General features: G+C 35.4%; 13 protein-coding genes. 9 read left to right on the forward strand and 4 right to left on the reverse strand.

Going from position 1 to position 12,880, the window contains the following annotated elements:
• Positions 1-2: 2 nt before the first annotated feature.
• The 7 genes from PHI38_RS02730 to PHI38_RS02760 all read left to right on the forward strand — a co-directional run bounded on the left by PHI38_RS02730 (position 3) and on the right by PHI38_RS02760 (position 6,169).
• Positions 3-908, forward strand: coding sequence for a PDC sensor domain-containing protein (locus PHI38_RS02730; RefSeq protein WP_299852485.1), 906 nt, complete (start codon positions 3-5; stop codon positions 906-908).
• Complete coding sequence (hisH, locus tag PHI38_RS02735) at positions 905-1,516, forward strand: imidazole glycerol phosphate synthase subunit HisH (RefSeq protein ID WP_299852488.1); 612 nt, start codon at positions 905-907, stop codon at positions 1,514-1,516. Before PHI38_RS02730 ends, hisH begins: the two co-directional genes overlap by 4 nt.
• Before the next feature lie 9 nt (positions 1,517-1,525).
• Positions 1,526-2,236 (forward strand): 1-(5-phosphoribosyl)-5-[(5-phosphoribosylamino)methylideneamino]imidazole-4-carboxamide isomerase, encoded by a 711-nt coding sequence (gene hisA / locus PHI38_RS02740; RefSeq protein WP_299852491.1) that lies wholly within the window; start codon positions 1,526-1,528, stop codon positions 2,234-2,236.
• A 79-nt stretch (positions 2,237-2,315) separates the two neighbouring features.
• A complete protein-coding gene (locus PHI38_RS02745) occupies positions 2,316-2,690 on the forward strand; it encodes a chemotaxis response regulator CheY (protein WP_299852494.1) in 375 nt (124 codons plus the stop codon).
• Positions 2,690-3,523, forward strand: coding sequence for a 50S ribosomal protein L11 methyltransferase (locus PHI38_RS02750; protein ID WP_299852497.1), 834 nt, complete (start codon positions 2,690-2,692; stop codon positions 3,521-3,523). The genes PHI38_RS02745 and PHI38_RS02750 overlap by 1 nt, the downstream gene beginning before the upstream one ends.
• Positions 3,524-3,525: 2 nt before the next feature.
• On the forward strand, positions 3,526-5,526 hold the full coding sequence (gene ftsH, locus PHI38_RS02755) for an ATP-dependent zinc metalloprotease FtsH (protein ID WP_299852500.1): 2,001 nt from the start codon (positions 3,526-3,528) through the stop codon (positions 5,524-5,526).
• Positions 5,516-6,169, forward strand: a complete 654-nt coding sequence (locus tag PHI38_RS02760) for a phosphatidylserine decarboxylase (protein WP_299852503.1) — start codon at positions 5,516-5,518, stop codon at positions 6,167-6,169. The genes ftsH and PHI38_RS02760 overlap by 11 nt, the downstream gene beginning before the upstream one ends.
• An 8-nt stretch (positions 6,170-6,177) precedes the next feature.
• Here PHI38_RS02760 and PHI38_RS02765 read toward each other — a convergent pair whose 3' ends face one another.
• The 3 genes from PHI38_RS02765 to PHI38_RS02775 are packed head-to-tail and all read right to left on the reverse strand — an operon-like array spanning position 6,178 to position 10,743.
• Positions 6,178-8,520: a hypothetical protein gene (locus PHI38_RS02765; protein WP_299852506.1), complete on the reverse strand. Its 2,343-nt coding sequence runs from the start codon at positions 8,518-8,520 to the stop codon at positions 6,178-6,180.
• A gap of 50 nt (positions 8,521-8,570) precedes the next feature.
• Complete coding sequence (gene serS, locus PHI38_RS02770; RefSeq protein ID WP_299852509.1) at positions 8,571-9,818, reverse strand: serine--tRNA ligase; 1,248 nt, start codon at positions 9,816-9,818, stop codon at positions 8,571-8,573.
• A 13-nt stretch (positions 9,819-9,831) separates the two neighbouring features.
• Positions 9,832-10,743 carry a methylenetetrahydrofolate reductase gene (locus PHI38_RS02775; protein ID WP_299852512.1) on the reverse strand — a complete coding sequence of 304 codons (912 nt, stop codon included), beginning with the start codon at positions 10,741-10,743 and terminating at the stop codon, positions 9,832-9,834.
• 54 nt (positions 10,744-10,797) lie between these two features.
• On the opposite strand from PHI38_RS02775, the gene serB reads away from it, so the two are divergent.
• Both serB and PHI38_RS02785 read left to right on the forward strand, forming a co-directional pair.
• Positions 10,798-11,421, forward strand: a complete 624-nt coding sequence (gene serB, locus PHI38_RS02780; protein WP_299852515.1) for a phosphoserine phosphatase SerB — start codon at positions 10,798-10,800, stop codon at positions 11,419-11,421.
• On the forward strand, positions 11,421-11,741 hold the full coding sequence (locus PHI38_RS02785; RefSeq protein WP_299852518.1) for a hypothetical protein: 321 nt from the start codon (positions 11,421-11,423) through the stop codon (positions 11,739-11,741). The genes serB and PHI38_RS02785 overlap by 1 nt, the downstream gene beginning before the upstream one ends.
• Positions 11,742-11,747: 6 nt before the next feature.
• Here PHI38_RS02785 and PHI38_RS02790 read toward each other — a convergent pair.
• A partial coding sequence (locus PHI38_RS02790; protein ID WP_299852521.1) for an OmpA family protein occupies positions 11,748-12,880 on the reverse strand: 1,133 nt, incomplete at its 5' end.

Below are 12,880 nucleotides of genomic sequence, written 5' to 3' on the forward strand. Positions count from 1 at the left end.
AAATGCTGATATCTGATATGCAAAATTTTTCTGAAGGCCGCACAAAAGCTAGAGCTTATTTCTGTTATCTCTTTTCAAAAAATATTCAAAATAGACTTCCTTCACCATCAGTAGAATCGATTATGCCTCGACTTTTAAAGATAAAAGCGGAGCTGGAGAATTGTGATGGAGTTTATCTTCTTGATAACAGAGGCGTTCAAGTCTCTCCTACATTTACCAAAAACAGACAAATTGATGAAGATGCAGGAAGGATTAGATCTGATCGTGCATATTATTATAGAGCAGTAAAAGAGGGTAGATGTACTATAACTGATCCATATCCATCGCTTATGACGAGCGATTTATGTATCACAGCCTCACAACCAGTATATGATGACCATGGCGAGTTAAAATTTGTTGCATGTCTTGACATGCCTCTTAACGAGGTTATAAAAATCTCTAGATCAAGTAAGTTTGATAAGTTTTTTACAACTTTTTTTAAATACTCGTATGCGATTTTCTCAGTAGCACTAGTAGCAGTTGCACTGCTTCTATTTTTAAAAGGAATGCAGAGCTTTTTTGTATATGAAATATCACCAGAACACTTTAATATAAAAGATGTATTTGAAGCAACGATTTTACTAACACTTGCTCTTGCAATATTTGACCTAGCAAAAACCCTTATAGAAGAGGAAATTTTAGGCAGGAATAAAGAGAACAGCATATCAGGTCCGCATAAAACCATGGTTAGATTTTTAGGCTCAATCATAATCGCTCTCTCCATAGAAGCGCTTATGTTAGTATTTAAGTTTGCTATTACTGATCCAGAAAAATTACTCTATGCAATGTATATAATTGGGGGCGTATCTATGCTCTTAATAACATTAGCAATATATATAAAATTTACAAAATTAAAGATTGATGAATGATAGGAATTGTTGATTATAACATGGGAAATTTGGCAAGTGTTCAAAATGCATTTGCTAAAATCGGAGCACAAACAGTTGTCGAGAGTGATCCAAAAAAATTCAAAGAGTATGATAAGTTAATACTTCCTGGAGTAGGTGCTTTTGGCGATGCAATGGCTCATCTAAGAGAGAGAAACATGATAGATGCCATAAAAGAGTTTGCTGCAAGCTCTAAGCCAATTTTAGGGATATGCCTTGGTATGCAACTTCTCTTTGAGAGTTCTGAGGAGTTTGGAGAGCATGAAGGATTGGGGCTTATCAAAGGTAAGGTAGTAGCTTTTGATACATCTAAATTTGAAGAGACTCTAAAAGTACCACATATGGGTTGGAATAGAATGTTTACAAAAGAACACCCTCTGTTTAAAGGCTTAGATGAGGAGCATTATCTCTATTTTGTACACTCTTTTCATGCTGTTTGTGAGAGTGAAGAGGACTCTATCGGCAAGACTTTTTATGGGTATGAGTTTACATCTGCAGTTGCTCACGGTAATATCATGGGAATTCAGCCTCACCCAGAAAAAAGCCATGAAAATGGGCTTAAAATATTAGAAAATTTTACAAAGTTATAGGAATTTAAAATGACGTTATATCCAGCAATTGATTTAAAAGATGGCAAAGCGGTAAGACTTACAAAAGGTCTTATGGAGAGTGCTAAAATATACTCTGATGAGCCATGGATGCTTGTTAAAAAATTTGAAGAGATGGGTGCAGAGTGGGTTCATTTGGTTGATTTAAACGGCGCTTTTGCTGGAGAGCCAAAAAACTTAGAGCAGATTATAAAGATAAGAGAAAACTGTAATGTTAAGCTTGAGTTAGGCGGCGGTATTCGCGATGAAGAGACTATCAAAAAAATGTTAGAAATTGGTATAGATAGAATAATTCTAGGCTCTATCGCTGTAAAAAATCCTACATTTGTAAAAGAGATGGCGGCAAACTATCCAATAGCAGTAGGCATTGATGCAATAGATGGCTTTGTAGCTGTTGAGGGCTGGGGCGAGGTTAGTGCTATGCGCGCTACTGATTTAGCAAAAGAGTTTGCAAATGCTGGTGTTGAAGCAATTATCTGCACAGATGTTTCAAGAGATGGCACACTAAGTGGAGTAAATGTTGAGTTTACATTAGAGATAGCAAATGCTAGTAAAATAACAACTATTGCTAGTGGTGGCGTCAAAGATGAGAGTGATATAGAAGCTCTTGTTGCTACAAAAAAAATAGACGGAGTTATCATTGGCAAGGCTTATTATGAGGGCACACTTGACTTAGCCAAGATGTTTAAAAAATTTACTTAGGCATTACTTAATCATAAAATAAATAAAATTTAGGTATTATTGTCTCTAAATTTGCAAATATTTATATAAAGGATTTCTTTTGAAATTACTTGTTGTTGATGACAGTTCTACGATGCGTCGTATAATAAAAAACACATTACAAAGACTTGGTCATACAGATATATTCGAAGGTGGGGATGGCGTTGAAGGTTGGGGTGTTTTAGATGCTAATCCTGATATGGACATGTTAATAACAGACTGGAATATGCCTGAGATGAATGGCTTAGAACTTGTTAAAAAAGTTCGTGCAGATGCTCGTTTTAAAGATCTTCCAATCATTATGGTAACAACAGAAGGTGGTAAAGCAGAGGTTATAACTGCTCTAAAAGCTGGTGTTAACAACTATATAGTAAAACCATTTACTCCTCAAGTTTTAAAAGAGAAGCTTGGCGCAGTTATGGGTATTGATGCGTAATGCAAGAACATTACTTTGAATTAGTTATTAAGGCCTCTTCTCATATTCCCATTTTTTCGGACTTTTTAGCAGATACATTGCCAGTTGGCTTTGAAGAAACAGATGATGGTTTTATAATTAGAAGCGAAGATGAGCTTGATACTATAATGTGGGGATTAGAGCAACTTAGAGAAGCTCTTCAAAAAGCGACTGGCGAAGTTATAGAGCTTGAGTTTAAGCAGACTAAACTTAAAAACAGTGACTGGGTAAAAGTTTATCAAGATAGTATTCAACCTCTTTGTATCGATAAGTTTTATATACATCCTACGTGGGATGCACCAGATGCAAATTTAATCAATATTGCAATAGACCCAGCTTTAGCATTTGGCACTGGGCATCACCCAACAACAGCTTCTGCACTAAGAGCAATTGCAAAATATGTAAAAATTGGTGATAGAGTTTTGGACGTTGGATGTGGAAGTGGAATTTTAGGAGTTGCGGCAATAAAGCTCGGAGCTGTAGTAGATGCATGTGATACTGATACTGCATGTGTTGAAAATAGCCAACTAAACACAGAGTTAAATAGTGTAAAATTTAATAAGCTTTGGGAAGGTTCTTGTAGCTTAACTAAAGATAGCTATGATGTCGTCGTTGCTAATATCGTAGCAGATGTTTTGATATTTATAGCAAACGATTTAAAGAGTGTTGTAAAAAAGGATGGGATCCTTATCCTATCAGGAATTTTAGAGAAATATGAGTCAAAAGTTTTAAAATTTTATCAAGATTTTGAAATCTTAGAAAAGATTACCCAAGATGAGTGGGTAACATTTATACTAAAACAAGGTAAAAAATAGATATGCAAAACAAAGATAATAATAACAATAATAATAATTTTTTCAATAAAAACCCACTTATAACTTTTGCAATATTTTCAGTAGTTATCATCCTGCTTTTTAAGGCTTTAATAGGTGAGAATGGTTCTGGTGAAGCATCATCTGCGGTTGGAAATAAAAGAGCAAAGCAGATAAGTTATTCAGAGTTGAAATCATTAATAGAGACAAAAGGTGTAAACAAGGTTGATATTGGCCAGAGTTATATAAAAGCGTACTCTGCAGATGACGCAACTCTATACACTACAAGAATTGTACCAAGCGATACAAAATTAACAGAAGAGCTAGATAAGCAAGGTATAGAGTACAACGGATTTAGTGAAACAAATTGGTTTACTGAGATGTTTGGTTGGTTATTTCCATTTTTGATTATTATAGCTATTTGGATGTTTTTTGCAGGACGTATGCAAAAAAGTATGGGTAGCGGAATACTTGGAATGGGTAACTCCAAGAAGATGATTAACTCAGAGAAGCCAAAAACAAAGTTTGATGATGTAGCTGGTGTTGAAGAGGCAAAAGAGGAAGTTCAAGAGATAGTTGACTTCTTAAAATATCCTGCTCGTTATGTTGAGATAGGTGCAAAGATTCCAAAGGGTGTTTTGTTAGTTGGAAGTCCAGGAACTGGAAAAACTCTTCTTGCTAAAGCTGTTGCTGGAGAGGCAGATGTTCCGTTTTTCTCAGTTACTGGCTCTAGTTTTATAGAGATGTTTGTTGGAGTTGGAGCAGCTCGTGTTAGAGATCTGTTTGAACAAGCAAAAAAAGATGCACCAAGTATCATTTTTATAGATGAGATTGACGCTATTGGTAAGAGTCGTGCAGCTGGTGCTAATATGGGTGGAAATGATGAGAGAGAGCAGACTCTAAACCAGCTCTTAGCAGAGATGGATGGTTTTGGTACAGATACTCCTATCATCATCTTAGCAGCTACAAATAGACCAGAGATACTAGACCAAGCACTTCTTAGACCAGGACGATTTGATAGACAAGTTTTAGTTGATAAGCCTGACTATGAAGGCCGTATTAAAATTTTAAAGGTGCACGTCAAAGGCGTTAAAATAGCAGACGATGTAGATCTTGCAGAAGTTGCTCGTTTAACTGCTGGCTTGGCTGGTGCTGATTTAGCAAATATTGTAAATGAAGGCGCACTCTTAGCTGGGCGAAAAAACCAAAAAACAGTAACTCAAAAAGACTTTTATGAAGCAGTAGAACGTGCTTTAGCTGGACTTGCTAAAAAATCTCGCAGAATTAATCCTAAAGAGAAGAAGATAGTTGCCTATCATGAGAGTGGACATGCACTTATGGCTGAGACAACAATTGGTGCTAAAAAAGTATCAAAAGTTTCAATCGTTCCTCGCGGACTTGCAGCCCTTGGATATACGCTAAACACACCTGAAGAGAATAAATTTATGATGCAACGTCATGAACTTTGGGCTGAAGTTGATGTTCTTCTTGGAGGCCGCGCTGCAGAGCAGGTCTTTATAGGTGAAATCTCAACTGGCGCTGGAAACGACCTTGAGCGTGCAACAGATATCATCAAATCTATGGTTCAACACTATGGGATGAGTGATGTTGCAGGACTTATGGTTTTAGAAAAAAGCAGACACTCGTTCTTGAGTGGTGGCTATGGACAATCAACTAGAGAGTACAGTGATAAGATGGCTGAAAATATGGATGAGTTTATAAAATCATCTTTAGAGGAGCGATATAAGGCTGTAGTAGAGAGACTTGAGCTCTACAGAGATGCAGTAGAAGAGATGGTTAAGCTTCTTTATAAAAAAGAGAATATTACTGGAGAAGAGGTAAGAGATATTATTATTAGCTTTGAAAAAGAGAACAACCTTGTTTCAAAAGTAAATATAGTAGTAGATGATATTGAAGAAGAACTAAAAGCAGACGCAAAGATGGCACAAGATGCAGATAAAGAAAAAAATATAAAACATAACAAAGAAGACAAAGATGAAGAATAATCTTTTACCTATCGCTAAAGAGGGCTGGAATTATGTTATAGGTGCAGTTATTGCATTTATTATTTTTACTTTTTTTGATTTAAATTTTTTAGAATTTACAGCATTTTTAGCAACTCTGTTTTTTATTTTTGTATTTAGAAACCCTGAGAGAGAGTATGTTATTTATCAAGAAGATAGTGTTGTAAGCCCTGTTGATGGAACAGTAATCTCTATAGAAGAGTTGCATAGTGATGAGCATAAAGGTTACAAAGTGGAGATAGATAGCACATATTTAAATGTTGCTCTTCTTAGGGTTCCCTTTACTTCAACGCTTCAAAGCGTTAAGGTAAGTAGAGGAGCTAAACTCTCTGCACAAAGCCCACTCTCAAATAGTATAAATGAGAATGCAGAGCTTACATTTACTGATATAAAATCATCAAACAAGATGAGAGTTGTGCATAAATTAAAACAGACTTTTAAATCAATTGATATTGATATTATTGAGGGTCAAAATGCACTCCAAGGTGCGAGATACGGACTTATGATAAACGGGATAACAACGCTTTATCTACCAGAAAATTTCAGATTAAATGTAAGTCTTGGAAGTGAGCTTAGAGCTTCTGATACACTTATAGGTTATTTTACAAACGAGAGTAAAAAGTAGTAAATATACTATTTTTTACCCTCTGATAAACTCTTTTGCAACATTAACTTATCCACATCAATATCAAAATCAAAATATTCAGAGATGAAATTATTTTTATATACTCGTGAGAGTTGGATAATCGCGCCCTCATTGTTTTTTGATTCAAGATATAAAAGTCCTAGAGCATAACGACTTTCTATAAAATTAGTATCTTTCATTTTAGATAACTCTAAAAGAGCAATAGCATTTTCATGATGTTCAGCTGCAGTTGAAGCAACTGCGCCTAAAAATAGGGTTTTAGCATCTGTAACTTTTAAATTATCTATGAGGTTATTATAAAGTACAAATGACTCCTCATAAGCTTTGTCGTATAGTGAAGCAAGAGCAAGAGCGCTTGTTATTTCGCGGGTTTGAGATGTTGTACCTGCTAATACCTCTTTTAATTGTTCTCTTAAAAAGTATAATTTTCCAGTGATTAGATTTTGTTGGATATATAGGTACCTTGTAATATAGGCGCCATAATAGAGATCTGTAAAACTAAATTTTTGAACTTTTAGGTAGTTTATTACTTCACTTGCATATCTTTTTTCTTCCAAAGAATTAAAGAGCGTATCTATTTGCATCAAATGAGGAAGTATCTCATCTGGAAGTAGTATTGTGAGCTTGTTTGCTGCTTTTTGCGCTGCATCTATATTGTTTTGTTTGAGGCCAATTAAGATGTCAAGTGCAAGATAAAGTGGTCTTTGCTGATAATCTCTCTCAAACCAATCAGAAGCTGATAGATAGTTGCCCTCACTAATAAATAGAAGCGTTCTATATAGATCTATCTCTTGTGAAAACTTTTCATTTGATAGTTCGTCTTTTATAAGAGAGAGTAATTTTGTACTATCTTTATCAATTATCTGAGAGCACATAATTGCATATATCCCAGAAATATAGTTTTTTGCATCTAAATTATAAGAGCGAATAAAATGTTTTTGAGCATCTACAAAATTGCCAAGTTGAGCGTATGTTAGGGCAAGGTTATAGTGTAGTGCTGAGTGTTTTGGCTGAAGTTCTACAAGTGAGAGAAGCATCTCATTTGCTTCTCTGAGCTTAAAAGAGAGAGCTTTTTGAATAGCTTTTACTATTCCAATATTTACACTAGAAGAAGATGCGCTTTTTTCAAGATACTCTTTTGCCGAGTCAACATTATCTATAAAAATATTAGTATTTCCCTTTCTTATGTAGCTAATGGTTTGATTTGCATTAAAGATTTTATATGGCGAGAAGTAAAATATTTTTTGATAAGTGATAGCTTTTGAGTTGTTGATTGTATCTCTGTAATGCTTTTGTGCAAGGCTTGTATCAAAGAGTGAATCTTTTAATTTGACTTTTATTGGATATGGTTTATATACCTCTTCACCAAAGATAGCTGTCGCATTTTCTATCTCTTTTGCTCCTTCTTGAATCTGGCCAGCTTTTAGGTTTATGTAGGCTATGGCAAGTTGCGCTTTCATTGGCTCTATACTGTTTTTAATTGAATTTTGAAGATATTTTTTAGCAAGTGGTAAATCTCCTACTCTTGCATAAAGAAGTCCTAGAGAAAAGTCATCTTTAATTGAAGCAGTTTTTTCTAAGCTCTCAATTGCATTTATATTATTATCAAAAAGAGCATTGATTTTTGAGTTTAGGCTGTTTTGTACTTTGTCATACTCATCTGTTGTTGGATTATTAAGTGAGCTTAATGCTTCTAAATAGTTTTGATTGTAATAGTTGATAAGTGTGTAGTAGTAAGAGTATAAAGGGGATGATCTCTCTTGTGGAAGATATGCATATGCTAAATCTATGTAGTATCTAAAGGTAGCCTCATCCTCTAAATGAAGTGCGCAGACTGCGGCATTAATTGCACTTACACATCTTTGCTCATTGTTTTGTATAGCTTTTACAAATGAGTCAAGAGCCGTTTTGTATTGAGCCTCTTTGATTTGTGCAACACCTAAGTTGTATGCGGAGACTGCTTCACTATACTGCGCTATTTTTTCATATAGAGTTAGGGCTTCATTTTTTGAACCACTAGAGTAAAGATAGTCAGCTTTTGCTATCATGTTCTCAATTTTACTAAGCTCAACGGGCTCTGTAACTCGACTCTCTAGTCTATCTTCTATATGTTGAGTAGATGCAATCTTAGACTCTTTTGATGACTTTAGTATTGTAAAAAATATAATTGTGCCAAGGATTAAAACGCCTGCACCAATGGCTATATTGATGAGTTTTTTCTTTTTTTTAGATAAAGAATCTTCGGTTATTGAACTATCTGATGCACCACTATCATTAGCGGCATCAATGTCTTCAATAATTATTATCTCTTCTTCTAATCCATTAGCCATCATCTACCTTGAGGTTGTTTATTTATTAAAGCAAAAATAGTGCCATAAAACTAGCTTAAATAGGGAGTTAGCACCTTTGGAATAGTGATGCTTCCATCCTCATTTTGGAAGTTCTCCATAATGGCTACAAGAGTTCTACCAACCGCTAAAGATGAGCCGTTTAGTGTGTGAACAAATGAGTTTTTATCACCGTCTTTAAAACGGATTTTTGCTCGTCTTGCTTGGAATTCTCTTGTGTTACTTACAGAACTTATTTCGCGATATGTGTTTTGTCCAGGGAGCCACACTTCAAGGTCAATCGTTTTAGCCGCACCAAATCCTAAATCTCCACCACATAGTCTAACAAGACGGTGAGGAAGTTCAAGCGCGCTTAGTAGATCTGAAGCGGTTTGCACCATTTCATCAAAGATCTCATCACTCTGCTGTGGTTTAGTGATACTTACTAGCTCAACTTTATGAAACTGATGCTGTCTTATCATCCCTCTTGTATCTCTTCCAGCCGCACCTGCTTCTTTTCTAAAGCATGATGTGTAAGCCGTCATTTTTATAGGAAGCTGATTTGCAGCCAATATCTCATCTTGATAAAGGTTTGTTACTGGAACTTCTGCTGTTGGTATTAAAAAAAGTTCTTGATCTTGGAGTTTATAAAGGTCATCTTCAAACTTTGGAAGTTGTCCAGTGCCTTCTAGTGCTGCACGGTTTACAATAGATGGAACACTAACCTCGTCAAAACCTCTCTTAGAGTTAAAGTTAAGCATAAAGTTTATAAGCGCTCTCTCTAGCTTCGCACCCATTCCAAAAGAGACGCTAAAACGACTAGTCGCAAGTTTTACACCTCTCTCAAAATCTATCCAACCATTTTGCTCAGCCAGTTCCCAATGCTCTTTTGGAGTAAAAGAAAACTCTCGTGGAGTGAGAACTTTTTTTATCTCTACATTGTCATTTTCATCTTTACCCTCAGGAACGTCATCATCTGGAATATTTGGAATTGACATAGCCAGAGACTCAAGAGCTTCTTGCTTTATGCGTTGAGTCTCAAGCGCTTCGGAGATTTTGATTTTGTTCTCATCTACTTTTGCTTTGAGCTCAGTCGTATCTTTGCCCTCTTTTTTGTAGATACCAAAATCTTTACTCATGCTGTTTTGTGCTGCTTGAAGAGTTTCGTACAGGGCTTTTGCAACTTTTAACTCTTCATTTTTTATCTTTAAATTCTCAAGCAACTCGGCATCAACGCCTTTACGAGATAGTTTATTGCTTATTGTTTGAAAATCTTTTTGTAGTAGTTTTAAATCAATCATTTTTATCCTTAAACTATATTAATATATCGCGAGCTAGTTGAAACTGGTTTGCACTCATGAGATGAATCTTTGGATGGAGCTTTTTTAGACCTAAGAAGAGATTCTTACTAAGTTCAAATCCAACTCTATACTCTTCATCACTCCCTTTTTCATGTGCTTCTCTGAGTAACTCTATCCACTCATTTGGTACATTTATCCCTGGAACGTGAGCTGATAAAAACTGAGCAGTACGAAGTTTTGTGATAGGAAAAATTCCTAAAATAAGTTCAGCATTTTTGTTTTCATTGCTGTTATGATTGTTCGCAGCATCTTTTAGTTCAAGTAGGAGTTTTGCACTCTGTATATCATAAACTGGCTGCGTGATTATCCCCAAAGCTCCATGCTTTATCTTCTTTTGCATCTTCTTTTGAAGTGTTTTTGGGTTTTTAGCATAAGAGTTCACAACAGCAAATGGATAAATCTCGCGAGGCTGATGTGCTAAAGGCTTACCTGCAAAATCAATACCACTATTAAAACATGCAACAATCTCTAAAAGGAGTGTGCTATCAGCTTCAAAAACACCTTTTGTGTGAGGTTGATCTGATATGGTTGCAGGGTCTCCTGTAAGTGCTAAAATGGCTCTAACATCAACTTCGTTTGAGCCTAGTAGGTCTGATTGAAGAGCTATTTTATTTCTATCACGCATACTCATTGTTGCAATTGCTGGCTTGTTAAATCTATCTTGGAGCATCTTTGCAGCAAAGAGAGAGTTGTACTTTAGCTTTGCTAGAGGGTTGTCTGTTGTTGTAAAGCCATCCACTAGTTTATCTAACCCTAACTCCGCTATTGTCTCTATTATTGGCGAGAAAATTGGTGAGTGTGATGGTGTCGTCTCAAGTGTTATATAAGTGTCGTTTTTTAGTTTATTTATGAGTTCATCAAACAAAAAGCATCCTAAATGGGTATAATTGCGCAATTATAACAGATAGGGAAGTAATATATGTTGAAATTGGCTGTATTTGATTTTGATTCTACGCTCATGGATGGCGAGACTATAGATTTTTTTGCACAAGAGCTTGGACTTGGCGAGAAGGTGAGTAAAATTACTGAAGCTGCCATGAGTGGAGAGCTTGATTTCTTTGAGTCTTTACAACAAAGAGTAGGCCTACTTAAGGGCCTTGAGTATAGTGTAGTAGAGAGAATTAGCCAAAATCTGCCATATATGAAGGGCGCACAAGAGACGATTAAAGAGCTAAAGAGCAGAGGTATGAAAGTTGTCTGCTTTAGCGGTGGATTTAGAAGTGCAACTGGATATGCTAAAAATATTTTAGGATATGATGCAGATTTCTCAAACGTGTTGCACCATAAAAATCAGATTCTTACAGGCTTAGTAGGTGGAGACATGATGTTTAACTACTCAAAAGGTGACATGTTGACTCGCTTACAAGGCCTGCTTGGAGTACAAGAGAGTGAGACACTTGTTTGTGGAGATGGAGCAAATGATCTCTCAATGTTTGCTCATGCTGGGACGAGAGTTGCTTTTTGTGCAAGAGAGATACTTAAAAAAGAGGCAAATATAGTGATTGAGACAAAAGATTTAACGCAAATTTTGGAGAAGATATAGTGCTAAAAAATAGTATTTGGAGACAGTATAACAGTGAAAACAATTTTAGAGAGTTGTTGGCAAATTTTTGTAAAATCAACGAAATTGATTTGATAGAAGATGATAAGACTCTTTATAATGTGCTAAAGGCAAAGCTAACAAAAAAAGAGCTTAAGCTCTTTGCTATGGATAGCGCGGCCGCGAGTGATGAGATTATAAAGGTTGAGTTTTCTTATAGTGATGAAGAGTTGAAAAATGCAAAGTTCAAGCTCTATAAAAAATTAAAGCAAGACAAAGTAAGGCTAAACTTTAAAGCTAGTTCTGTAGAAGCTTTTGAGTAAGCTAATTTATAGAAGAATCTTAAATGAGACTCTTCTTGACTTCTCTTTATCTTCATTATCTTGAACTATAACTCTCTTTGAAAAACTAAGACCGCTACCTTTTAAGAGCTCACTAAGCCATTTTTTTGTCTCTATGTTTTGTGTGTTAAATATATAGCTTATGGTTGAGAATGAACGCTTCATTGATAGTTCTGTATTGTTTATATAACCTTTTGAAAAATCACTACTTCCCCATTCACTTGATGTGTGCCCACTTACTTCAAGTGTTTTAAATAGCTCTTTGTTTTTCTTTAAAAACGGTAGTAACTTGAGACTAAATTTTTCTAAAAAAAGCTTTTGCGCTGAAGTAAGAACAAACTCTCCAACATTAAAGTAGAGGCTCTTATCAATAAGTTCTATACTCAAATCTTCTCTTATTTGTAGTTTTTTAGCTGCAATCTCATCTTTAAAAAGTTCTAAGAGTTGAGCATAAAAAGATGTAGTGGTTGTTTTTTGTGTGACTTGTACCATCTTTAGATTACTATCTAGTTTTACTATCCACATATTGCTCTCTTGAGACTCTTTATCTGTATGAATACCAGCTACTCCAATTTGAGAGTTATGTAAAATAGTAAGTGCATAAAAAGCGTCACGTGCATCAGATCCATAGTGCTCTTGCGTTAACAACTTAAACTTACTATCTAGAAGCATAGCAAGCCCGTCTGTGTTGTATGTATCTTCAACAACACCAACTCCGACTATTTTTCCATCAGAGAACTCTTTTATATCTTTTAGGACTGAGGCGTAATTTGTGTAAATAATCTTATCAAGAAGAATGTTTTTTTGTAAATCTATCTTGAGTAATCTTATCTGCTCTTTGTTTAAATCATTTGCTTGAGAGAGCGATAGAACAAAGTTGTTATCTCTTAATTTAAGTATTTTATGTGCAGTTGTATTTTTCTCGCCCTTTATATCAAAGAGCCAAATCTTCTCTCCGTTTTGTGTAACTCTTAAGATGGTTGGAATCTTTGAGCTGCCACTACTTTTTTGACCAAGTATAACGATAGAGCCATCTTCAGCCTCTACAGCGTCAATTCCGCTATCATCTTCAGGTGAGCCATACTTTTTACTCCACAGCAACTCGCCTCTACTTGAAAATC

It is taken from the genome of Sulfurimonas sp. (genome assembly GCF_028694895.1).
Taxonomy (GTDB): domain Bacteria; phylum Campylobacterota; class Campylobacteria; order Campylobacterales; family Sulfurimonadaceae; genus Sulfurimonas.